Source organism: Salinibacter ruber DSM 13855, assembly GCF_000013045.1.
GTDB classification, from domain to species: Bacteria; Bacteroidota; Rhodothermia; order Rhodothermales; family Salinibacteraceae; genus Salinibacter; species Salinibacter ruber.
This window is the reverse complement of record NC_007677.1, coordinates 2,565,588-2,588,184: the sequence shown is the minus strand read 5'-3', so window position 1 is coordinate 2,588,184 and position 22,597 is coordinate 2,565,588. Positions and strand designations below refer to the sequence as shown.

General features: G+C 66.1%; 21 protein-coding genes. 13 read left to right on the top strand and 8 right to left on the bottom strand.

Features of this window, described 5'->3' with window-relative positions; all coding sequences use genetic code 11:
* Positions 1-260: 260 nt before the first annotated feature.
* The 4 genes from SRU_RS11015 to SRU_RS11000 form a co-directional block, all read right to left on the bottom strand.
* Positions 261-3,197 (bottom strand): glycosyltransferase family 117 protein, encoded by a 2,937-nt coding sequence (locus tag SRU_RS11015; protein ID WP_011404818.1) that lies wholly within the window; start codon positions 3,195-3,197, stop codon positions 261-263.
* Positions 3,198-3,279: 82 nt separating this feature from the next.
* Complete coding sequence (locus tag SRU_RS11010) at positions 3,280-3,882, bottom strand: thioredoxin family protein (RefSeq protein ID WP_118841301.1); 603 nt, start codon at positions 3,880-3,882, stop codon at positions 3,280-3,282.
* A gap of 118 nt (positions 3,883-4,000) precedes the next feature.
* The gene (gene rsmI, locus SRU_RS11005; RefSeq protein WP_011404816.1) at positions 4,001-4,669 is read right to left on the bottom strand and encodes a 16S rRNA (cytidine(1402)-2'-O)-methyltransferase; all 669 of its coding nucleotides are present in this window, start codon (positions 4,667-4,669) and stop codon (positions 4,001-4,003) included.
* A 48-nt stretch (positions 4,670-4,717) separates the two neighbouring features.
* A complete protein-coding gene (locus SRU_RS11000; protein WP_011404815.1) occupies positions 4,718-6,139 on the bottom strand; it encodes an LptF/LptG family permease in 1,422 nt (473 codons plus the stop codon).
* Between the two features lie 173 nt (positions 6,140-6,312).
* Between SRU_RS11000 and SRU_RS10995 the strand changes: the two genes are divergently transcribed.
* On the top strand, positions 6,313-6,963 hold the full coding sequence (locus tag SRU_RS10995) for an MBL fold metallo-hydrolase (RefSeq protein WP_011404814.1): 651 nt from the start codon (positions 6,313-6,315) through the stop codon (positions 6,961-6,963).
* A gap of 10 nt (positions 6,964-6,973) precedes the next feature.
* Here SRU_RS10995 and bshA read toward each other — a convergent pair whose 3' ends face one another.
* Positions 6,974-8,122 (bottom strand): N-acetyl-alpha-D-glucosaminyl L-malate synthase BshA, encoded by a 1,149-nt coding sequence (gene bshA, locus SRU_RS10990; protein WP_011404813.1) that lies wholly within the window; start codon positions 8,120-8,122, stop codon positions 6,974-6,976.
* 369 nt (positions 8,123-8,491) lie between these two features.
* Between bshA and SRU_RS10985 the strand changes: the two genes are divergently transcribed.
* Positions 8,492-9,133, top strand: coding sequence for an outer membrane beta-barrel protein (locus SRU_RS10985; protein ID WP_011404812.1), 642 nt, complete (start codon positions 8,492-8,494; stop codon positions 9,131-9,133).
* Between the two features lie 92 nt (positions 9,134-9,225).
* On the opposite strand, the gene SRU_RS10980 is transcribed toward SRU_RS10985, so the two are convergent.
* Positions 9,226-9,957, bottom strand: coding sequence for a cell wall hydrolase (locus tag SRU_RS10980; protein WP_011404811.1), 732 nt, complete (start codon positions 9,955-9,957; stop codon positions 9,226-9,228).
* Between the two features lie 346 nt (positions 9,958-10,303).
* Between SRU_RS10980 and SRU_RS10975 the strand changes: the two genes are divergently transcribed.
* Positions 10,304-11,482: a 4-phosphoerythronate dehydrogenase gene (locus SRU_RS10975; protein ID WP_011404810.1), complete on the top strand. Its 1,179-nt coding sequence runs from the start codon at positions 10,304-10,306 to the stop codon at positions 11,480-11,482.
* Positions 11,483-11,494: 12 nt separating this feature from the next.
* Here the strand turns inward: SRU_RS10975 and era are convergent, their stop codons facing one another.
* Complete coding sequence (gene era, locus SRU_RS10970; protein WP_011404809.1) at positions 11,495-12,409, bottom strand: GTPase Era; 915 nt, start codon at positions 12,407-12,409, stop codon at positions 11,495-11,497.
* Positions 12,410-12,446: 37 nt separating this feature from the next.
* Positions 12,447-13,178 carry a pyridoxine 5'-phosphate synthase gene (locus SRU_RS10965; RefSeq protein ID WP_011404808.1) on the bottom strand — a complete coding sequence of 244 codons (732 nt, stop codon included), beginning with the start codon at positions 13,176-13,178 and terminating at the stop codon, positions 12,447-12,449.
* A 219-nt stretch (positions 13,179-13,397) separates the two neighbouring features.
* Between SRU_RS10965 and SRU_RS10960 the strand changes: the two genes are divergently transcribed.
* The 10 genes from SRU_RS10960 to SRU_RS10915 all read left to right on the top strand — a co-directional run bounded on the left by SRU_RS10960 (position 13,398) and on the right by SRU_RS10915 (position 22,552).
* The gene (locus SRU_RS10960) at positions 13,398-13,859 is read left to right on the top strand and encodes a hypothetical protein (RefSeq protein ID WP_043552491.1); all 462 of its coding nucleotides are present in this window, start codon (positions 13,398-13,400) and stop codon (positions 13,857-13,859) included.
* Positions 13,860-13,931: 72 nt separating this feature from the next.
* Entirely contained in the window at positions 13,932-14,870 is a 939-nt protein-coding gene (locus SRU_RS10955; RefSeq protein WP_013062429.1) for a hypothetical protein, read from the top strand.
* 148 nt (positions 14,871-15,018) lie between these two features.
* The gene (locus tag SRU_RS10950) at positions 15,019-15,633 is read left to right on the top strand and encodes an RsmD family RNA methyltransferase (protein ID WP_011404806.1); all 615 of its coding nucleotides are present in this window, start codon (positions 15,019-15,021) and stop codon (positions 15,631-15,633) included.
* A 34-nt stretch (positions 15,634-15,667) separates the two neighbouring features.
* Positions 15,668-16,162: a pantetheine-phosphate adenylyltransferase gene (coaD, locus tag SRU_RS10945; RefSeq protein WP_011404805.1), complete on the top strand. Its 495-nt coding sequence runs from the start codon at positions 15,668-15,670 to the stop codon at positions 16,160-16,162.
* 160 nt (positions 16,163-16,322) lie between these two features.
* On the top strand, positions 16,323-16,697 hold the full coding sequence (gcvH, locus tag SRU_RS10940; protein WP_011404804.1) for a glycine cleavage system protein GcvH: 375 nt from the start codon (positions 16,323-16,325) through the stop codon (positions 16,695-16,697).
* Positions 16,698-16,814: 117 nt separating this feature from the next.
* Positions 16,815-18,395 (top strand): glutamine-hydrolyzing GMP synthase, encoded by a 1,581-nt coding sequence (gene guaA, locus SRU_RS10935; protein ID WP_011404803.1) that lies wholly within the window; start codon positions 16,815-16,817, stop codon positions 18,393-18,395.
* Between the two features lie 80 nt (positions 18,396-18,475).
* Positions 18,476-20,170, top strand: coding sequence for an ABC transporter substrate-binding protein (locus SRU_RS10930; RefSeq protein ID WP_011404802.1), 1,695 nt, complete (start codon positions 18,476-18,478; stop codon positions 20,168-20,170).
* Between the two features lie 167 nt (positions 20,171-20,337).
* Positions 20,338-21,192, top strand: a complete 855-nt coding sequence (locus tag SRU_RS10925) for an outer membrane protein assembly factor BamD (protein WP_011404801.1) — start codon at positions 20,338-20,340, stop codon at positions 21,190-21,192.
* A gap of 29 nt (positions 21,193-21,221) precedes the next feature.
* Entirely contained in the window at positions 21,222-21,809 is a 588-nt protein-coding gene (gene nadD, locus SRU_RS10920) for a nicotinate (nicotinamide) nucleotide adenylyltransferase (RefSeq protein ID WP_011404800.1), read from the top strand.
* A gap of 143 nt (positions 21,810-21,952) precedes the next feature.
* The gene (locus tag SRU_RS10915; RefSeq protein WP_011404799.1) at positions 21,953-22,552 is read left to right on the top strand and encodes a thioredoxin family protein; all 600 of its coding nucleotides are present in this window, start codon (positions 21,953-21,955) and stop codon (positions 22,550-22,552) included.
* Positions 22,553-22,597: the final 45 nt, after the last annotated feature.

Genomic DNA, 22,597 nt, shown 5'->3' with positions numbered 1-22,597 from the left:
GACTGGATCGTCCCGAAAGATTCGTCCGCGCAGGGCGAAAGGGATGCGGAGAAATACCAGTGCGCATCAAGCCCCGGCGGATGTCTAGGGTGGTGTGAGATGAATCCCAGAAAGATCAGGAAACGGTCACACGCAGTCTCACGCACGCGGCACCCTGCAAAACCGGCAAGGTACGACGCGACGTGATAACTGCCGCTAAATATAGTCTGGGTCGGTCCCTCTGTCAAGGAAAAGATGCAGCGACGCCGAGGGCCCGGGGGCTACTCATTCGAGGCGGGCTGGTCGGGCTGTTGGGAGGGAGTGCTCGGCGGAGCGCCCGGCACGGCGGGCATCCGGGACGGCTCCCGCGCCGAGTCACTGGCGAGGCCGTACGCCTGACGCACCCGGGCGGGGACCTGGAAGGAGGCGTCGGCCAGCACCCGCTCAAGTTCCTGGTCGAAAGACTCGAGGGCGTCCGTCTGGTTGGCCTTCAGGTAGGAAGAGCGGACCCGGCCCGCGTACTGGAGGGCCCGGCTGAACCGGCGGCGCGAGCTTGCCGACCGGAGCCGATCGAACACCATGGGTTCGGCGTCGGCGAGGAGGCCGGCCACCTTGTCGGTTCGGCCCAGGCTCTGGTAGGCTCGGGCGGTAAAGAAGAGCGTCTGCATGTCGGCCGGGATGGTAGAGAACGGCACCGCCTCCGTGAAGTCGGTCAGGAGGCGCTCGGCGGTGTCCGAGTGGCCCTTCTGCCCCAGCTGCTCGGCGGCGTGGGAGTAGTGCAGGCGATACCCGTCGATCATCCGCCGTGCATTTTCGTTGTAGTAGACGGTCGAGTCACTCAGGTTGGTGAACCGGAAGTCCGCCATGCGCTCGTCGGTCAGGCCCGGAATGACCCGGCCAAGGGGGCTGTTGTGCTTGATGGGAAGCACGCGGTAGGCCTGGCCCTCCAGTTGAAAGTAGTTGCTGAGGCCAAGCTGTCCGGAGCGAGCCACCGTGACGGCGAAGTACAGGGGGCGGGACCATCCGTTCTGCGCGTTGGTCCGCAGCATGTCGTAGGTGACCACGTCGGCGGTCTGCAGGATGCGCGTGTCCTGCCGGAACGGACGTCCCTTCAGCTCCCAGGCCATTGGGCTTTCGAGGCGCGAGGCGGCGGAGGAGTCGGGCAGGTAGGCGGCAAGTTCAGACTGGAGGGCGTCGGTGTCCACCGGCAGTTTCATCTGCTTGGGCTTCCAACGCCGGTAGCCCAGTTGGTCGATCCGGTCCTCCGACAGGGAGATGGGCAGGGGCTCCGACGCGTACGCGGCCTCGTTCTTGAGCTGGCGCACGTACCACTTCGTGTTCAGCAGCGACAGGTTCACCACGCGCACGTCCTTCCGCACCCCCTCGACGGTCTGCAGGTACCACAGCGGGTAGGTGTCGTTGTCGCCGTTGGTGAACAGAATGCCGTTCTCCTCGACGCTGGTGAGCATGTTGTACGCATAGTCGCGGGGCACGTAGTTCTCGGACCGGTCGTGGTCGCCGTAGTTCTCCAGCGTCATCCAGCCGGGGACGGCCATGAAGACGAGCAGCCCGGCCCCGAGGGCCGGCATCAGCCGGGCGATCCCGGACAGCGAGTCGCGAACGGACTCGTAGGCCATCTGCATCACCCCCCCGGCCCCGATCCCGATCCACAGGCTAAAGGCGAAGAAGCTCCCGACGTACGAGTAGTGCCGCTCGCGCGGCTGCATCGGCGTCTGGTTCAGGTAGATGATGATGCCGATGCCCGTGATAAAGAACAGCACGAAGACGCTAAAGGCCCGTCGCCAGTCGCGGCCGAAGTGGTAGAAGGCGCCGAACAGCCCCAAGAGGAGCGGCAGGGCGAAGTACACGTTCCGCGACTCCTTCTCGCTCGGGGTCTCCAGGGATTGGGTGTTGGCGTGCTGGTCGAGTCCGGGGATGCCGGTGATCCAAGGCGCCCCCTGCACGTCGCTCGCGCGCCCCGAGAAGTTCCAGAGGAAGTACCGGACGTACATGTACCCCACCTGGTAGTCGACGAAGAACTCCAGGTCGGAGTCGTAGCGCTCGTAGACCTTCCAGTGCTGAGGGTCCACGGAGTGGCGCCGGGGGAAGAGGGTCGACTCGCCGTCGCGGCGGCTCACCTGGCCGGTCTCGTCGTTGAAGGTTACGCCCTGTAGAAGCGGCGTGTCGCCGTACTGCTCCCGCTCCAGATACGAGATGAACTTCTCGATGGTGTCCGGGTCGTTCATGTCGATTGGCGGGTCGGTCGCGCTCCGGACGAAGACGAGCGCGTAGGAGGCGTAGCCGATAAAGATCACCGTGACGCACATGAAGGCCAGGTTCGCCATCGGCATGCGCCGCTGGTGGGTCGTGTAGACCCCATAGGCGAGGACGAGGCCGAGGACGATTGCCGTGAGAAACGGGGCCCCGACGGACGCGAAAAGGCTGGGCAGCCCCACAATGAGGCCCGGATAAATGGCGAAGAATAGGACGGAGGCGACGGCCCCGGCCCCGACGATGCGGAGCCAGCGCTGGCGGGAGGTCCAGTGCTCGCGGTCAAACTCCGTAAAGAACACGATGAACGCGACGAAGAAGAACGCCAGCAGGCTCAGGAGGTGGACCCCGGTGGCCATGCCGAAGAGAAAGGCAATGAGGACGAGGTAGCGGTTGGCGTTGAGTTGGAACGGCTGTCGGCTGCCGCCCCGTTGTGCCTCCTCCGCACGGGCCGCGTCGCTCCACCGCAACACGAGCCACACGACCAGCGCGGTAAAGAAGGTGGAGAGGGCGTAGACCTCGGCAATGCCCGCGTTGAACCAGAAGGAGTCGCTCACCGAAAAGGCCACGGCCCCGACCACCCCGCTCGCGAGGGAAATGACGTAGGGCCCCGTGTCGAGCTCACTCCGATCGCCCTGCCATCGCCGCACGAGGCGGACGATGACCAGGTGTGCGAGCAGGACCGTCCCGGCGCTGGCCAGGACCGAGAGCAGGTTGACCGCCAGGGCGACCGTTTCCTGCGACGGGGCCAGCATGGCGAAGAGCCGGCCCAACAGCAGGTAGAACGGTGCCCCCGGCGGGTGCATCACCTGGAGGGTGTAGGCACTTGCGATGCGCTCCCCGGGGTCCCAAAACGAGACGGTCGGTGCAACGGTCGCCACGTACAGGCCGAGCGCCCAGAGAAAGACGAGCCCAGCGGTAAGACGGTCAATCCTCTTCCGATTCATCCTAACGGAACGGCATTGGTGTCGAGAAGCGCGAGAATATCGGGAGGTACGGGGCGGGGCACGGCCGCCCCGAGGACGAAGGCTACCAGTCTGCGCTCGTCGCGTCGAGGAGCCTCTGAACAGTCTGCATCTCCATCTCGCCGTAGTTCATGGCGAAGGCGAGTTCCCCGTTGCTGTGAAAAATCCAGGTCGACGGAATCCAGGTGACGGGGAGCCCGAGGAAGGAGTACCGCCGATTTGCCTCTGTGTCGCTCGGGCCGAGGTCCGGCTGGGTCACCTCCACGACCCGGTCCGGAAGGTTGTAGTCGTTCAGCATCGCGGCCCCGCTCTCGTCGTCGTTCCATACGGTGACGAACGTAAACGTGACGTCCGGGTTGTCGGCGACGAGGCCGGCCCAGCCGTTGTCCAGCTCGTTCCGTGAATTGGCACACCAGGGGGCCCAGAAGTGGACCACGTGGAGCCCGTCCTCCTCAATGCGATCCTGCACGAAGGACTCCGCCTCCGTCGTGGGGGCTACCGACACGGCAGGGCGTGGGTCGGTGACGGTGGACCGCTTGGCCAGCGTGGCGGACGAGTCGGGGCGCCTGCCCGGGGACGCTGAGGACGAGGACGAGCTCGTCATTTCCAGTTGGCCGACCGTACACTCTTCCGACGCCTCCTGAGCGTGGGCGGGGGCGACTGCCATGAGGGCGAGACTCAGAAGAGCAAGGAGAGACGATCTCACGGGTACGATCGGTGCGGGTGCACGGAGGCTTTGGGAATGGGGAGGCTTCGGGGGCGCCCAGGGCGAGCGACGCAAAGGGTCAGGATGCCCCGTCAACGACCACAACGCACTCGCCCCGTACTTTCTTATACCCCCCGAAGTACGACCGCACCTCTTTGAGCGTTCCTCGTTCGACTTCTTCGTATTTTTTCGTGAGCTCCCGGGCCACGGCGGCCCTGCGGTCGGCCCCGAAGTGCTCGATGAGGTCCTCGAGGGTGCGTAGCAGCCGGTGGGGGGACTCGTAGAGGACCACGGTGCGCGGCTCGTCCGCCAGCGTCGTCAGGCGGGTCTGGCGCCCCTGCTTTTTGGGCAGGAAGCCCTCGAAGGCGAAGCGGTCGCTGGGGAGGGCGCTGGCGGTGAGCGCCGGGATAAGGGCCGTCGGGCCGGGGAGGGCCTGCACCTCGATGTCCTCTTCCCAGCAGGCGCGGGCGATGTAGAAACCTGGATCCGAGATGCCGGGCGAACCGGCGTCGCTGATGAGGGCGACGTCGCGTCCCACGCGCATGCGAGTGAGCAGTTCGGGCGTCTTTTCGCGCTCGTTGTGTTCGTGGTAGCTCGTGGTGGGGGTGTCTACGTCGTGGTGGTCCAGAAGGCGGCCGGAGGTCCGGGTGTCCTCGCAGGCAATCAGGTCCGCCTCCCGAAGGACCCGGAGGGCGCGCAGCGTAATGTCGTCCAGGTTGCCGATGGGGGTGGGCACCAGGTAGAGCATGGGCGGGGGGGGAGCAGAGAGGAGATGGGCATCGCGTCCCGAGAGGGCCTACGACCGAAGCGAGCGCAGCCACTCCCAGAGGCGCCGGCGCAGCGGCGGGGTGGCGCCCAGGTCGAGGACGACGTACAGGATCAGCCAGAGGCCCGCGCCGGACATGAGGAGGTTGGCGATCCACATGCCCAGCCACGGCGGGAAGAAGCCCCGTTCCGACAGCTTCTCCCCCTGCACGAGCGTAATCCAGTACAACATGAAGATGCCAAGCGCGACGGCCCCGATCGTGGCGAGCCCGCCCCGGCGCAGTGCAAGGCCCAGCGGCGCCCCCACAACCATAAAGATGAGACAGGCGAGCGCGATCGAGAACTTTTTGTAGAACTCGACCTGGTAGCTCCGAATGCGCCGGGTCTGCCACTCCGTGTCCCGCCGGATGTTTTGAATGGCGGACTGTGCCGACCGTGCGCGTTGAACCGCCGGCGACACCACCGACCGGCGCGCGTCGGCGTCAAGATCAGCGAGGGCCAGGTAGGACGACGGGTGCGCCGGGGCGACGGGGGCCGGGGCCGACGTGTCCGCGGCGACCGACGGAGACAGTTCGTCCTGCGTCCGCTCGTAGAGGGTCTGGTACCGCGCGTCTCGCTCCGTCTTCAGGGAATCGAGCGTGTCGAGCAGCCGCGGGGTGCGCATGGTGCGGGTGGAACGGGCAGTCTCTTCCGACTCCGAGCGCCGGAAGACGACGTTCGAGAGGGTAAACCGAATGCGGTGGCGGTCGAACGTAAGCCGCTCGTACCGCTCCGACTGGTTGTTCGCATCCGGGGGCAGGGGCCGATGCATCTCTCCGTTCCGGAGGGTGAGGGTGAGGCGGGCCCCCCCTGCACTCGACTCAATGACGCCGCGCTCGGCCTTGATGACGGCCTGCCGGTCCCGCCCCTGGGTATAGTCGTAGATGGTCACGTCGATCAGTTTGTTGGTTCCCGGCGGACGGTCCTGCACCAGAATGCTGTAGTCCTCCATGTCCTCGTAGAAGATGCCCGGCCGGAGCTCAAAGCCGGGCCGCTTGCCCCGAATGTCGCTCCAGAGCTGGCGGGCCCGGTGGTTCGCCTCCGGAAGCATGACGTTGTTGAAGTAGAGCATGCCCCCCATGAGGAGGGCGGCCACCACGAGCGCCGGCCACACGATCTGGCCGAAGGAGATGCCGGTGCTCTTGATAACGGTATAGTACTGCGACTCGGCCAGCTCCCCGAACGCCATCAGGGCGGCCAGCAGCACCGACATCGGCACCGCCAGCACCACCATATACGCCAGGTTGTAGGCGATTAGCTCGACGATTACGGAAACGGGAATCCCTTTTCCCGCAATCTCGGGCAGCCACCGAATCAAAAACTGCATCAGCAGCAGAAACATGAGTGTGCCCAGCCACCCGAAAAAGGGCCCCGGGAGCCGACGCAGTACGATCCAGTGGAGGCGGCGCAGCATGCAGGCGTGTCGTCGTGGAGGTCCCCGCTTGAAGGAGCGTACAAACGCCCGGTGCAAATCGCATGTTCGGGGCGGGCCTCGGCGGAGCCCGGCCGGCAGCCGTTGGATCTTCGAAGGGCGTGAGGAATTGAGGATATTCGTCTAGTTCCTTCCCAACATCCCCCACGATCCGGATGCAGGTTGAGCCGTTTACGTTCAGCTCCTTCATGACGAACGCCTATCTCTGCCACGATCAGGGCGAGGCGGTGCTCGTCGACGCGAGTTGCGAGACCGAGGCCGAATGCGAGCAGGTGATGACCGTCATCGAGGAGCAGGGCCTTGACGTGCAGCACCTGCTCCTCACCCACGCCCACGTGGATCACATCTTCGGGTGCACGTTCTTCGAGGAGGCGTTTGGACAACGGTTCAAGGCGCACGAGGCCGCCGTGCCCTTCATCGAGCGGGCGGAGGAGCAGGCCACGGCGTTCGGGGTGGAGGTCGACCCGCCGTCGGTGCCCACGGCCCATCTCGCGGAGGGAGACACCGTCTCGTTCGGCGACGTCACCCTTGAGGTGTTGCACACGCCGGGCCATTCCCCCGACTCCATCTCCTTCGTCGACCGCCCGGGCCGACAGGCACTCACGGGAGACGTCCTGTTCCAGAACTCGATCGGCCGGACGCAGGGCCTTCCGGAAACGTCCCGTGCACAGCTCCTAAATTCGGTGACCGAGACGCTGCTCCCCCTCGGCGACGACGTCACGATTTATCCCGGCCACGGCCCCGCAACGACCATCGGCCGGGAGCGCGCGCAGAATCCCTTCGTGCAGGAGGCCCTCCGGGCGTAGTCGGCGCGGTCTAGGCGCCGGTGTGAACGGTGCCCGACCGGACGCGCTCGTAGTAGTCTTCGTACAGCGGCACCACGCGGTCGATGTCAAAGGTCTCGACCGCCCGCTTCCGTGCCGCCGCGGCCATCTCGGCGTGCTGGTCCTCGTCGTGGAGGAGCGTCCGGGTGTGTTCGGTGAACGCGTCGACGTCATCGAGCTGGCAGAGGAACCCGGTCTCCCCGTGCACGACCAGCTCCGGCAGCCCGCCGACGTCGCTGGCCACGACGGGCACCTCGCAGGCCATCGCCTCCAGGGCGGCCAGGCCGAAGGTCTCCGAGCCGCTCGGCATCAGGAAAACATCGGCGATCGACAGAATCTCTTCGATCGGGTCCTGTTTTCCGAGGAAGCGGATGTCGTCGTACACCCCAAGCTCCCGTGCCTTCCGTTCCGTGGGCACGCGGTCCGGTCCGTCGCCCACCAGCAGCAGCTTCACGTTTGACGTCCCGTTCTGCAGTCGGTGGAAGACCTCCACCACCTGGTCGGTGTTCTTGACGGGGCGAAAATTGGAAACGTGCACGATGACCTTCTCCCCGTTCGGGCAGAGCGCCTGCTTGAAGTGCTCCTTGTCCTGGCGCACGAAGCGATCGGTGTCGATGAAGTTGGGAATCACCTCGACGTCCTCCGAGACCTCAAAGTGGTCGTAGGTCTCCTGGCGGAGGTAGTCGGAGACGGCGGTCACCCCGTCGGACTCGTTGATTGACCACGTCACGACGGGGGCGAACGACGGGTCCCGCCCAATGAGTGTGATGTCGGTGCCGTGGAGGGTGGTCACGATGGGAAGGTCCAGGTCCTCCGAGCTCAGAATCTGCTGGGCCATCACGGCGCTCGACGCGTGGGGCAGCGCGTAGTGCACGTGTAGCAGGTCGAGCCCCACGTGCTTGGCAATGTCCACCATCTTGCTGGTGAGCGAGAGGGTGTACGGCGGGTAGTCGAAGAGCGGGTAGCTCTGAACGTTGACCTCGTGGAAGAAGATGTTGCCGGCCACATGGGAGAGCCGGAAGGGAAGATCCGAGGCGATGAAGTGGATTTCGTGGTCGCGCTCGGCGAGGGCCTTGCCGAGTTCGGTGGCCACGACCCCACTACCGCCGTAGGTGGGGTAGCAAGTGATTCCAACTTTCATGGGAGGCTACAGCGGGGACTTTCTCGACAAAACGGTGGGAGGAAACGTCGGGGCTTCGGGACGACCCGTGGTCCCTACTCGTGCTCCGGAGGGAGGTTGCAGGTCCAGTTTCCCGTGGCTGTTTCTGCGGCAAATCGTAACAGCACGGCGTCGCCCCGGCCTGGCCCCGTACGGTCCCGTCGGAGAGAGAAGAGGCCGGCCGCCCCCTGGACGGGGATGCACGGAGGGCCCGAGGCGCGTGGGAATTTTGCGTCGGAGTCGTTACTTTTCGGAGGCAGGACGCGCCCTTCCTGATAGAGAATCCCTAGGGCCCGACACTGACGGCCTGCAACACGCACGCACATTCTTGTCAGTCAAACCAATTCCCCTATGCACGCTTCTACGAAACAGACCGCGTATTCCGCTCTCCTCGTCCTTCTTGTGCTCGGGCTCAGTGCGGCTCCGGCGCAGGCCCAGTTAGGAGTAGGAGGCGGGCTCAACTTTGAGTCGGCGGGCGACATCGAGACGAGTACGACCGACAATGCCACTCTTGACAACTCGACCGGATACCACGTCGGCCTGGTCTACGAGTTGGGACTCGGGCCCGCGACGATCCGACCCGGCTTCTTCTACCGACGGGTGGGCACCTTCGAGTTTTCCCGCAACGCTCTCCCGCAGGGAGAAACTCAATTTGACGTGTCCGCCTGGCAGGTGCCCGTGGACCTTCGATTTACGGTGCTACCCACGCCGCTCGTCAGCCCGTATGTTCTTGCGGGACCGATGGCCACGTTTCCACGGGGGGAAGGTGATTTCGGCGATGCGACGGAGGACATTTCGTACTCCCTCAACGTAGGGGTTGGTGCAAACATCTCCCTACCTGCCGTGTCCCTGAAAATTCAGCCTGAGCTCCGCTACGAGTTTGGGGCGAGTAAATTCATCAAAGACGACTTCGAAATCGGGGACACCTCGTTCCAGCCTCAAGACAGCCCGAGTTTCAGTGCGTTCGGGTTGCGTGTGAACGTGATCTTCTAGGCTGAAATCGAATATCGATGGCATGGATGCCTCTGGCCCGCTGTCCGACGCACGGACAGCGGGCCAAGCTATGCGAGGGCCGTCTGCGCGTCCTACGAGATCTGCTTAAAGAACCGGAAGCGCCGCTCGTCGACCGCGTACCGGCCGGGGTCCGGCGCCACAAAGCCCCCCCGCTCCGCCCAGTAGGGCACCGCCCGCCCCCGCATCGACCGCTCGCTGTAGAAATGCCGCGTCTCGACCGGAAACGGACGGTAGGCCCGCCCCTCGGCGTGCCGCACGTAGCGGGCCACCCAGAGGGCCTGCCGCCACCGCGGGAGCGAGGCCTCCGGCTGGAGCCGCAGGTAGCGGGCCCGCTTCGCGGCGCCGGGGTTGAAGGCGCTAAACTGGTAGGGATCCAGCACGACCGCCCGGTAGGTGCGGCGGCCCCGGTAGGCGGTCTCCACGCGGTTGCGCACCACCCAGGCGACCAGCTCCTGCTCGTGGGGCAGCTTCGTCTCCGAGTAGATGGCCCGGGCCAGCCACAGGGTCGGCTCTTCGAGGTTGGCCGGGGCAGGGAGCAATGCGGACGATTCTTCCCGGGGGGCATCGAGCTCGGACCCTGCGCCTGGCCCCGCGGCGCGGGGCGTGGCGGGGGCGTATGCGGCGGACAGCTGCTGCAGGGCGGGGGCCGTGCCGCCGCCTGCACCGGCGGGGCTCGCCTCGGCAACCGATGCGTGCCGGGGAGCGTCGATGCCGGGTTCGGAGTCGGAGTTCGGAGACACCGACCCCGCCGAAAAGACAAGCGTGCCGACGGATGCGCAGAGAAGAATCGTACGTTTGCTCATATACCGGTGTGTGCTATTCGAAGGCCATCGAGGCGGCGCCCGGGGCACAAAGCCCCGAGGGGCACCAAAAGGCGTGCGCGGCCAAAATATGTTTCCGTGCAATCATTTTGTGACTGCATCATGAGAAACCATGGGGGGTCGACCTAAGTTTCCTGTAGGTGTTCGCCGTAACCTTTTGGAAAAGCAGGTACTTGTGGGGGTAAGTCTCTTCTTCATGCCCGGTTGTCCGGCCGTTGACAATCCGTTCCTTTATGCTTGATCCATCCTCAGTACGTTCTTAACAAAAGCGCTTTTTGCGGGCGCGACCCCTACGATGTACTCGTAAACTCACCTTGTTCTCAAACCTGTGACCAGCCTGCAAATTCTTGCGGACGCCAACATTCCTCGTGTCGAGGACGCCTTCGGGCAATTTGGGACGGTGCGCCGGATGCCGGGGCGCGAGATGACGACGTCGGACGTCGCGGCGGCGGACGTGCTCCTCGTGCGGAGCGTAACGCCCGTCGGGCCGGCGCTACTGGACGGAACGCCCCTCCGGTTCGTCGGGTCGGCGACCATCGGGACGGACCACGTTGACCGGGACTACCTGCGAGCACAGGGCATTCCGTTCGCACACGCCCCGGGCTCAAACGCCGACTCGGTTGCCGATTACGTGGTGGCGGCGCTGCTCGGACTGGCCCGTCGCCGTGGGGGGGCGTTGGAAGAGCGAACGGTCGGCATTGTGGGATGCGGCAACATCGGAGGGCGTCTCGCCCGTCGGCTTTCGGCGCTGGGGATGGAGGTCCTTCGAAATGATCCCCCCCGAGCGCGGGCCGCCGACGCAGACGGAACGGGCCACGGATTTGTGCCCCTCGATACGGTGCTCGGGGCGGCCGATGTCGTGACGCTTCACGTTCCGCTGAAGGCGTCCGGGCCCGATCCGACCCATCATCTGGTGGACGCCGCGTTCCTGGATCGGCTCGGCGACGGGGCGTGGCTCCTGAACACCTCGCGCGGTGCGGTCGTGGACGGGGATGCGCTCCTCGCGGCCCGGCGGCGGGGAGACGTGGCGGCGGCGGTGCTGGACGTGTGGGAGAATGAGCCGTCGCCCGACCCGGCGCTCATCGAGGCCGTGGACCTGGCGACGCCCCACATCGCCGGGTACGCCTACGACGGAAAGGTGCGGGGAACGGAAATGCTGTACGAGGCGCTCTGCGACGCGCTGGGGGGGGAGGCGCGGTGGGCGGGAACGGACGCCATCCGTCCCGCCTCGGCGGACGCGCTGCGGGGCCGGGCCCCGGACCCGCGGCTGTCCGCAACAGAGTGGCGCTTCGAGCTCGCGCGACAGGCCTATGACCCCGCGGTCGACGACGCGTCCCTCCGAGACCTGGTGAAATTGGGGCCGGATGCACGGGGCGAAGCATTCGCGCACCTCCGAGCCGGCTACCGCCGCCGACGCGAGATGCAGCAGCACACGGTCCCGGGAACGGCCGTTCCCGCCGAGCACGAGCAGGCCGTCACGGAGGGGCTGAAGATGAAGCTCGACTGAGGTCCTGCGAGGCTACGCCAGGTAACCGTAAGAGCGGAGGACGGTCTTCCGGTCGCGCCAGTTCTCCTGTACCTTCACGTGCAGGTTCAGGTACACGGGGCTTTGAACGAACGCCTCGATGTCCTCGCGGGCCGTCGTGCCCACCTTCTTGAGCGCTTTGCCTCCCTCGCCGATGAGGATGCCCTTGTGCGACTCCTCCATGACGACGATCTCGGCGTCGATATAGTCCTTCGTCCCCTCGGGCCGTTCCTCGTAGGCCACGACGTTGACCTGCACGGAGTAGGGGATTTCCTGGTGGTAGTGCTTGTACACCTTCTCCCGGATCATCTCGGCCACGAAGAAGCGTTCCGGGTGCTCGCTGATCCGATCCTTCGGGTAGAAGGGCGGGCCCTCCGGCAGGGTGTCCAGCACGAGGTGGAGGAGGGTCTGGAGGTTGAAGCCCTCCTTGGCCGAGGTCGGCACTACCTCGTCGAAGGCGCGGCGGTCCTCGTAGGACTCCACGAGGGGGAGGGTCTCCTCCTTCGGAATCAGGTCCATCTTGGTGAGGACCAGAAACGCCGGCGTGTCGCCAATTTTCTTCAGGCTTTGCGTGTCCGGCTCGTCCTGGGTGGCCTCGTGCAGAAAGAGCAGTAGGTCGGCGTCCCGAATGGCCCCTTGCACCTGCCCCATCATGGTTTCGTGGAGCGCGTAGCGCGGCTCGATGATGCCCGGCGTGTCTAGAAAGATGGCCTGGTGCTCCGGCCCCGAGTGGATGCCGAGGACGCGGTGCCGGGTGGTCTGCGGCTTTTTGGTGACGATCGACAGCTTTTCGCCGAGCAGGGCGTTCATCAACGTGCTCTTGCCCACGTTGGGCTTGCCCACGATGGCGACGTAGCCGCTGGTGTGGTCGTCGGAGATGTCGTCGAAGAGGGGCTCGGAGTGCTCCATGGAAAGAAGGGAAAGAGGTGATCAAGAAACAGGGCGCCTACGGCTGAGCATTCGCGACGGTTGCACGCATGTCGCGAACCGCCTGGTCCATGCCCACGAGAATGGCGCGGGCCATCACGGCAAAGCCGATGGACACCTCGGCGACGTGAGGGACCGTCTCCCGGAAGAGAGAAAAGTTGTTGTAGTCCAGCCCGTGCCCGGCGTGCACCCGAAGGCCCGCCTCGTGGGCGGCGTCGGCGGCCGCGGCCAACCGCTCGGCCTCCTCGCGCCGGGCGGCTTCGGTGGAGGCCTCGGCAAAGTCGCCGGTGTGAAGCTCCACGCAGTTGGCGCCCACCGCGGCGGTGGCCTCGATTTGGGCCGGGACCGGGTCAACGAAGAGGCTGACCTGGTCCACGCCGGCGTCGTAGAGGCGATCCGTAACGGCGTTGAGGCGGGGGCGGCTCGCCGTGACGTCGAGCCCGCCTTCCGTGGTGACCTCCTCGCGCCGCTCGGGCACCAGCGTGGCCAGATCCGGCACCACGTCGCAGCAGATGGAGACCACCTCCTCCTCGGTGGACAGCTCAAAGTCGAGCTTGCCGTTTACGGTCTCGGCCAGGAGACGCACGTCCCGCTCCGTAATGTGCCGGCGGTCCTCACGGAGGTGAAAAACAATCCCGTCCGCCCCGGCCTGCTCGCAGCGCGCAGCGGCGTGTACAGGGTCGGGGAAGGTCTCCTCGCGGGCATTGCGGAGGGTGCCCACATGGTCAACGTTGATGAGCAGGTTCGTCACGAGGGAAACACGGCTGATTGCGAGGGTGCAAATACGACGGCTTCAACTCCGAAGACGGCCCTCTTGTTTTTTGAAGGGCGTGCAGGGAATTGCATTTCGCGGAAGAGCCCCCTATTTTCGGATCCGTCACCACATTTTCCGCCTTTCCGCGTTCCCCATTTCGCGCAGAGCGGAAAGTTCACCCGGTCATCTTTTTGCCAACACGAACGAACGGCTTTCATGGCTACGAGCAGCGGAACGATCCAGACTGCCATTCAGGCCCTCCTGGTGGTCGTAATTGTCGGCCTTACCTACTTCTTGTACCAGTCGATCACCGAGCCCTACGAGCGCATCGAGCGGGAGCAGCGACTGACGGAGCAGACCCGCCAGCGCATGACGAACGTTCGCACGGCGCTCGTCGACTACGAGCGGGACAGCGCATCGTATCCGGACTCACTGAATATTTTGCTCCAGCACATTCGCAGCGATTCGGTGCTCGCGGCCCGACAGGACAGTGTGTTCGGACGATCAATCAACCTCGACTCCCTGCTGTTTTCGCCCCGGACCGGCAACCGCTTCCAGTACGCTGTGAGCGACACGGGACGGGTTGAAACCTACCTGCTCGAAGACCCGGACACCGACGATCAGATTGGCACCCTGACCGGCGATCCCACGCAGGCCAATGCGGCCAGCTGGGAGTAGACCCGCAGACTGGGGCGGACTAAGGTCCTGAGGACGCAGGACGTGCACGCACGCAGGCAGGAACGAACAGCTATGCAGTCGATCTCGGCCGCGGTTCACATTCAGGGCCCGACGGTGCGGTACGCCGAAGTGACGCGGGACGGGTCGGACGTAGACCTCCGGCGGTTTGGGGCAGAGACCTTCGAGGTGGACGTCGCGCGTGCCCTGTGGGGCGACACCAGCCCTGAGCCCCTCGATGCGATCACGGCCACCCTGTCCCGCATTTTTGACGACACCGACGCATCCAAGGCGGGCCTGGTGCTCCATCCGGTGGATGCGTACAGCTTTCTCATGCCGCTTCCCGAAGGGCTCTCGGCGGAGGAGCGCGATCGACGTGTGGCGTACCAGGCGGCCCTGGTCACGAACACCCGGTCGCCCGGCGCCCTCCATACCGTGTCGAGACCGGTGCGTACGGCCGTGGAGGACGGCGAGACGATCGAATGGGTGCATGTGCTGGCCGTGCCGCAGCAGGTGGAGGCGCGCATGGAGACCCTGTTCGCCGAGGTCCCTGGGATGGACACCACCGGGCGCATCCTCAGCGCGGAGGCGGCGGCCCATCTGTTGGAGATATCGGAGGAGGATGGAACGCCGACGATGTCGGCGGACGATGCAGACGAGTATCAACTCGCGATTGGGCAGTACGCGGGGCATACCGAATACGCCCTGACGCGGAACGGCAGCTGGCACCACGCCCACGCGGCCCAAAACGCCCCGACGGCCGAAGATCAGGCCTATTACGCCGTGGGGATGCTCAACCGAATTGGGGTGGCGCCGGATGCGCTTGAGACCCTCGTTGCGTACGGGGCGGAGGTCGACGCCGTGGCCGACGGCCCTTTCGAGTCGGTGTTCGGAGACGTCCCCACTCTGCTTGACCCGTTCGGCCGGCTGCATCGCATCTGGGAGCCGGACGCGGAGCAGCCCGGGGAGTACGTGCCGTGCATCGGCGGGGCCCTGGCTCTGTCTGCGGAGTGAACGGGGGACGCGAGGAAAGAAAGGGGCGGGGCCCCGGACGCCACCGCCGTTGGGGATCTCTTCCCCCCACAGCCGTTTACCATTTTCGAGGCTTGTCGGCTGCAGGGCCTCCTCACCGCATCCGCTCACCTGTCACGTCCAATCCATCATGAAACTCATTGCCGGCCGGTTTGGGGGCCACGGTCTCAAGACCCCCTCCGGCCACGAGACGCGCCCCTCGACGGCCCGGACGCGCGAGGCCCTGTTTGGGCTCATCGACGCCCGCATCTACCTCGAAGGCGCAGAGGTGCTCGACCTCTTCTGCGGCACGGGGGCACTCGGCCTGGAGGCCATCAGCCGGGGGGCGGAGCTCGTGACGTTCGTGGAGCGGAAGCGCGAGGTCATCAACTACGCCCGCGAAAACGCCGAGAAGATTGGGGTGGCGGACAAATGCATCTTCATACAGGGGGATGCCGTGGAGTACCTGCGGACCTACCAGGGGCCGGCCCTCGACCTCATCATGGCGGATCCGCCCTACAAGCTGGACGCCATGAAGGAGATGCCCGACCTGGCGGTGCCCCACCTCGATACCGATGGGGTCTTCACGCTCGAACACAGCTCGCACGACTGGTTCGACGAGCATCCCCGGCTGATGACGAGTCGGTCCTACGGGCGCACCATCGTGAGTCTGTTTCGCCCCCCGCTCCCCCCCGAGGACGAGGCCGCGGGGGACGCGACGGACGACGTAGAGTCGGCCCCGGAGTCCTCCCCGACGACGTCTTAGCCTGCCGCACGCGCTGCCCCCACCCTGCCCCTGCATGGACCCGAACTTTGCCCTGTACCCCGGCACGTTTGATCCCTTCACGTTCGGCCACCGGGACGTTCTAGAGCGGGCCCTCCGCGTCTTCGACCGTGTGGAGGTGACCGTGGGCGTGAATCTCGAAAAAGAAACCCTCTTTTCGACCCAGGAGCGCACGGCGCTCGTGCGGCGGTGCACCGAAGACCTGGACGGGGTGGAGGTGCAGGCCCACCAGGGGCTCATCGTGGATCGGGCGCAGAAGGTCGGGGCGGTGGCCCTGGTGCGGGGGCTCCGCCAGGTGAGCGACTTCGACGCGGAGTTCCGCATGGCCTTCGCCAATCGGAAGCTGGCCCCGGAGCTGGAGACCGTGTTCTTCATGACCTCCGAGGAGTACGCCCTCATTAGCTCCTCGATGGTGCGGGACGCCCATCGGTGGGACGGAGACGTCTCGAAATTCGTGCCGCCCCCGGTCGTGGAGGCGCTGGAGCAGAAGGGCGTGCCGGCCCGGTCGTAACGGCGCCGGGCCCCCGTCCCGCGGCCGACGGTGTTCGTCACGCCTCCCGCATGCATCCGGTGGACGTGCCGTGCACGGCCGGACGCGCGGTCTTTTGATTTGCCGCTGCGTCCCGTACCTTCACCCAAGCACACACCTCTCACTTACCCCTACGTGACGAATGGACACGCCGGACGACCTTTACTACACAGACGATCACGAATGGCTGCGCGTCGAGAACGGCACGGCCACCGTGGGCATCACGGACTTCGCACAGAGCGAGCTCGGCGACATCGTGTTCGTCGAGCTGGAGCCGGAGGGGACAAAGCTCGGGCAGGACGACATCTTCGGGACCGTCGAGGCGGTTAAGACGGTGTCGGAGCTGTACATGCCCGTTGGGGGGACCATTACGGCGATTAACACGGAGCTTGAGCTCTCGCCGGAGGTCGTAAACGAGGATCCGTACGGGGACGGATGGATGATTGAGATCGAGCTCGCAGCGCCCGACGAGGCGGAGGAGCTGATGGGGGCCGATGCCTACGCGGAGGTCACGTGAGTCCCCGCCGCACACGCCGCGTGTGGCGCCCCGCCCCGCTTCGTTGGGGACGGGGCGCGCACGGCCCGATTGATTGCAACTGCACGCTGACACTCGCCGCTCCCCACCCCCGTGTCGATGCACGATAAGATCGTTGTTCTGGACTTCGGCTCGCAATACACGCAACTCATCGCGCGTCGGGTGCGGGAGACCGGAGTGTATTCGGAGATTCGCCCCTGTACCGTCGAGGCGGACGCGATCGACGCCCTGAACCCGAGTGGCGTTATTCTGTCGGGGGGGCCCTGTTCGGTCTACGACGAGGCGGGGCCGGCCCTTGACCCGGCCCTGCTTGAGCTGGAGCGCCCCGACGGCACCCCGGTGCCGCTGCTGGGCATCTGCTACGGCCTGCAGGCCATGGCCCACCAGTTTGGGGGCGAGGTGGCCCGGGCCGACCGGCGCGAGTTTGGGCGGGCGCAGCTGCAGGTGCCGCCGGACGGGCAGGAGAAGTCGCTTCTCTTCGAAGGCGTGCCGAGCGGCTCGACCGTCTGGATGAGCCACAGCGACCACCTGACCGACCTCCCCGACGGCTACGAGGTGATTGCCCGGACCGACAACGCCCCGGTGGCCGCCGTGCGCGACACGGACGGGCCCTACTACGGCGTGCAGTTTCACCCGGAGGTGGTGCACACGGACTACGGCCGCCAGATTCTGGAGAACTTTGCGCACGCGATCTGCGGGTGCAGCGGCGACTGGACCCCCGCCTCGTTCGTGGAAGAGCAGACCGAGACGATTCGGGACCGAGTGGGGGATCGCCACGTCATCCTGGGGCTCTCCGGGGGCGTGGACTCGTCGGTCGCCGCCGCCCTTCTGCAGCGGGCCCTGGGCGATCAGCTCCACTGCATCTTCGTGAACAACGGCCTCCTGCGGAAGGGGGAGTGGAACCAGGTGCAGGATACGTTCCGCGGCCACTTCGAGATGGACCTGCGCACCACCGACGCCACGGACCGCTTTCTGGAGCGGCTCGACGGGGTGACGGACCCGGAGGAGAAGCGAACCATCGTCGGCAACACGTTCATCGAGGTGTTCGAGGAGCAGACCGAGGCCATCGCCGCCGACCTGGGACACCGGCCCACCTACCTCGCCCAGGGCACGCTCTACCCCGATCTCATCGAGAGCGTCTCGTTTAAGGGCCCGTCCGTCACCATCAAAACCCACCACAACGTCGGCGGGCTGCCCGAAGAGCTCGACTTCGACCTCATCGAGCCCTTCCGGGAGCTGTTCAAGGACGAGGTGCGCGAGATCGGGCGCCTGCTGGACGTGCCGGACCCAATCGTGGGGCGGCATCCCTTCCCGGGGCCGGGCCTCGCCATCCGCATCCTCGGACAAATCACGCGGGAGCGGCTGGCCCTGCTGCGAGAGGCGGACGCCATTTTCATCGAGGAGCTGCGCGCCAACGACCTCTACGACGAGGTCTGGCAGGCCTTCGCCGTCCTCCTGCCGGTGCAGGCGGTGGGCGTGATGGGGGATGAGCGCACCTACGAAAACGTGTGCGCCCTGCGCGCCGTAACCAGCGTGGACGGCATGACGGCCGACTGGGCCCACCTCCCCCACGACTTTCTGGGGCACGTCTCGAATCGCATCGTCAACGAGGTGCCCGGCATCAACCGGATCGTCTACGACGTGAGCTCCAAGCCGCCGGCCACCATCGAGTGGGAATAATGCTGCGAGGGGGCGGCGCGTTGGGAAGGAGGAGGGGCACGCGTCCTGGCGTCAATTCTTCAACATCGTCTCTCGTCTCTATGGCAACTCGCCGCTCCGGACCGGTCTGTGTATTTGGGTTCCTTCTGCTTCTAAGCATCGGCATGCCGGGGACATCGGCGCACGCCCAGCAGGCGGAGGCCATCTCCGAAATCGAAAATGCGGAGCTGCTGTTCGAGGAAGGGGTCGCAGCGTTCGAGCGGGGCGAGTACGCGACGGCGCACGAGCGCTTCCGGTTGGTGAGCGAGTACGCGCTCAACCGCAAGACCACGGCCGCCCTGCTCATGGATGGGAAGGCCCTCGTGCAGCTGGGGCGCTACCGGGACGCGATCGGCCGGCTCGAGGCCCTCCTCAACCAGTATGCGGAGACGACATACCGGGACGAGGCGGAGCGGCTCCTGGAGCGGGCCCGGCGTCGCCTTCAGGAAGAGACGCAGGCCCAAGATACCCTCCGCGTTGGCGTGACGCTTCCGATGGGGGCCGCGGAGGTGTCCCTGTCCCAGGCCCTGTTCAACGGCATTCGGCTCGCGGTCGACGAGCACAACGGCCTCCGACGGCGGTACATCCGGCCGCCCGGCCTGCGGACGGAGGCCGACACCTTCGAGGTCTACGACACGGCCCGCCTTGCGGGGGACAGCCTCGCGGCGGCGGACGGGGAAACCACCGTGGCGGCGCCGGCCGATACGGTCCGGGTCGACTCGTTGCGGGTCGTCGCGGAGCAGGTCGAGCGCCCGGACTGGGTCGCCAAGATGTACTTCCGCCGGACGGGCCCGCGGCCCAAGACCGCACGGGCGGCGGTCGACTCCCTCGTGCGGCTCGACGACGTGGACGTGATTCTGGGGCCCATCCGGAGCCGCGTGGCGCGGCCGGCGGGGGAGCGGGCCGAGGCCGCCCGCGTGCCCCTGGTGGCGCCGATGGCCACCGACGAGAGTGTCTCCGAGGGGAAAAACTACGTCTTCCAGGCCAACCCCACGATCCCGGACCGCGGGCGGATCATGGCGCGGACCGCAAAGAATGGGCTTCTCATCGACCGCGTCGGGATCGTCTACGAGGCGGGCAACGGCCTGAGTGCGCGCATGGCCGAAGGGTTCCGGGAAGAAGCCCGTCGGCAGGACCTGACGGTGCCCCTGAGCATCCCGCTACAAGGGGCGCGGGACTGGTCGCGGCTGCCCACCCTCATCGAAGACTCGACCCTCATCGAAACCAACGCCCGCCGGGCCCGGCGGGACTCCGCCACCATCGACTCCCTGCTGGCCGAGACGGAGGCGCTCTATCTCCCCGTGTCGGGCCGGGGCACGGCGGGGAAGATTCAGGGCGCCCTCACGGGCCTTCGCCAAATTCTCCCCGGGAAACGGGTGCTCGGCAACGCCGAGTGGCACGACCTTCCCTTCAAGGAGGCGGCCAGTGCGGCCATCGCCACGTACACGAACGGCTTCTACGTGCAGACGGATCGGCCGGCCGTGCAGCGGTTCGTCCGCCGGTACCGCCTGCTCACGGGCAGCCCCCCGGACGAACTCGCCACCAGTGGCCGTCGCCTGGCCTACGTGGGCTACGACGTCGCCCGCTTTTTGCTAACCACCCTCTCGCCGTCGGGCACCGGGCCCACCCCCCGGGCGCTGCGGACCGCCCCGACGTACGAAGGGATTGGCATGCGCATTGGCTTCCAGGGAGAAAATGCAAACCAGGCGCTGTTCATCCACCGGTACCGCGACCAACGGACGGAGCTCCTCCGCTAGGCACGAAGGCCGCGGGAGGGGCGCGATCCATCCGGGCTTAAAGCCGCGGAGAGGAACAGACCCTCCCCCCTGTCGTTTCGGCTCCGCGTTGTCACCTCGCCCCCAAATGCCAAATCGAAAGTAGGGGCGGTCCTCTCGTCGACTGCCTTCATCGTAGCGGTCCCTTCATGCGTACGTCGGCTTTCGTTCCCGTTTTGCTGTTTGCGCTTCTCGGGGCCCTCGTCGGATGCTCGGGGGGCACCGAGCTTACCTACAGTGGGCCGGAGGAGGCGTACAAGAAGGGGGTCGCCGAGATGGAGGAGGGCGATCACCAGCAGGCCATTCGCTTCTTCCGGGCCGTGTTCGAGTACGGGCGGGGCAACGAGTGGGCCCCCGACGCGCGCTTCAAGCTCGCCATGGCGCAGCGTGGGCTGAACAAGCATCTGGTGGCCGCGAACGAGTTTCAGCGCTTCACCCAGCTCTACCGCAACGACGAGCTTCTCCCTCGGGCCGAGTTCGAACGGGCCAACTCGTACTACCTCCGGTCCCCCTCGTACCGGCTCGACCAGTCGGACTCGGAGCAGGCCATCTCCCTCTTTCGTCTCTTCATTGACCGGCATCCGAACCACGAACTCGTGCCGGAGGCCGAAGAGAAAATCAACGAGCTTCGGGCAAAGCTCGCCCGCAAGAAGTACGAGGCGGGCCGGCTCTACGAGCAGCGGGACATGTGGCAGGCCGCCACGACGGTCTACGAACGGGCCTTCGATCAGTACCCGGATACCCCCTGGGCCGACGACGCGTTGCTTGGCGCGGTCCGGACGTACATTCGGTACGCGGACCGAAGCGTGGAGAGCAAGCAGGCCGAGCGCTACCAGAAAGCGATTGAGAACTACAACCGGCTCACGCAGCTCTTCCCCGAGAGCACCCTCCTCGGACGGGCGGAAGACCTCTACAGCGAGGCCCGTGAGAAGCTCGACCGCGCCCAGGCGCAGCAGGGGGAGCAGTCGCTGGCGCAGGAAGATGCGTCGAGCGGCTCCAATTGACGGAGGGATTTTGTAGGCCCATCGTGCCCATGACTGTTGGTCTTTTTGGGGGGTCCTTCAACCCGCCCCACGTCGCCCACCTCGTCGTCGCGGAGGTCGTCCGCGATCAGTTCGGGCTCGACGAGGTGTGGTGGATTCCCAACGCGACCCCGCCCCACAAGCCAAACGACGAGCTGGCGGCCGTACAGCATCGACTGGCGATGACCGAGCGCACGGTGGAGGGCAACCCGGCGTTCCGCGTGTGTGGCGTGGAGGTGGAACGGGACGGCGTGTCGTACACGGTCGAGACACTCCGTGTCCTGCAGGACCAGCATCCCGACACGGACTTTGCTCTCATCCTCGGCAGTGACAGTCTCGACCACTTTGCCGATTGGCACCGGCCCGACGAGATTGCCGAGCGCGTGCCGTTCATCGTGTACAAGCGCCCAGGGGCCATCGAGTCGGTTGCCGACCCCCGTTTTGTGAACGACGTCCGGTACGCGGCTGCGCCCGTCATGGAGATCTCGGGGACCGAGGTCCGCGCCCGCCGCCGGGCCGGCCGGTCCATCCGGTATCTGGTGCCGGAGGCGGTACGCGCCTACATCGACACGCATGATCTCTACCGCCCGACGGACTGACGGGCGGGGGCACACGTCTACGGCCGTCGCGTCGGCGCCTGAACTTTGCGTGGTCCGGCATCGTTATCCCGTCCCAATTCGGCATGGCCCTGCGTGCCCGGGCGGGATGCCGTCACGTTCTCCGACACGATTCCCCGACGCCCATGGCGCTTACCGAATCGACAATGATGGACCTGGGCCAATCGGCCCCCGACTTCTCGTTGCCCGTGGCCAATCCCGAGGTTGACGATCGGGGCGACGCACAGCGCTCGCTCGCAGACTACGACGAGGCCGACGCCCTCGTCGTCGTGTTCATGTGCAACCACTGCCCGTACGTGCAGCACATCGAGGGGGCCCTGATTGACGTGGCGCAGGAGTATCAGGACCGAGGCGTGCAGTTTGTTGGCATTTGCTCGAACGACCCGGAGCGTTACCCGGACGACTCGTTCGACAACATGGCCGAGCGGGCCCGCGAAAAGGGCTACCCGTTTCCGTACCTCCAGGATGAGACGCAGGAGGTCGCCACGGCCTACAAGGCGGCCTGCACGCCGGACATTTACGTCTTCGACGACGATCGTGCGCTCGCCTACCGGGGGCGCTTCGACGATACGCGCCCCGACGGGGACGAGGCACACGGGGACGACCTCCGCCAGGCCCTCGACGAGCTTCTCGCCGACGGCGCGGTGACGATGGAGCAGGCCCCCTCCATGGGGTGCAACATCAAGTGGAAGCCCAACTCGACCCCGGCCCACGCGGCGCAATGAGGCGTGTGCCGAAGCGTGAGGCCCCGCCACTACGGGCGCGAGGGG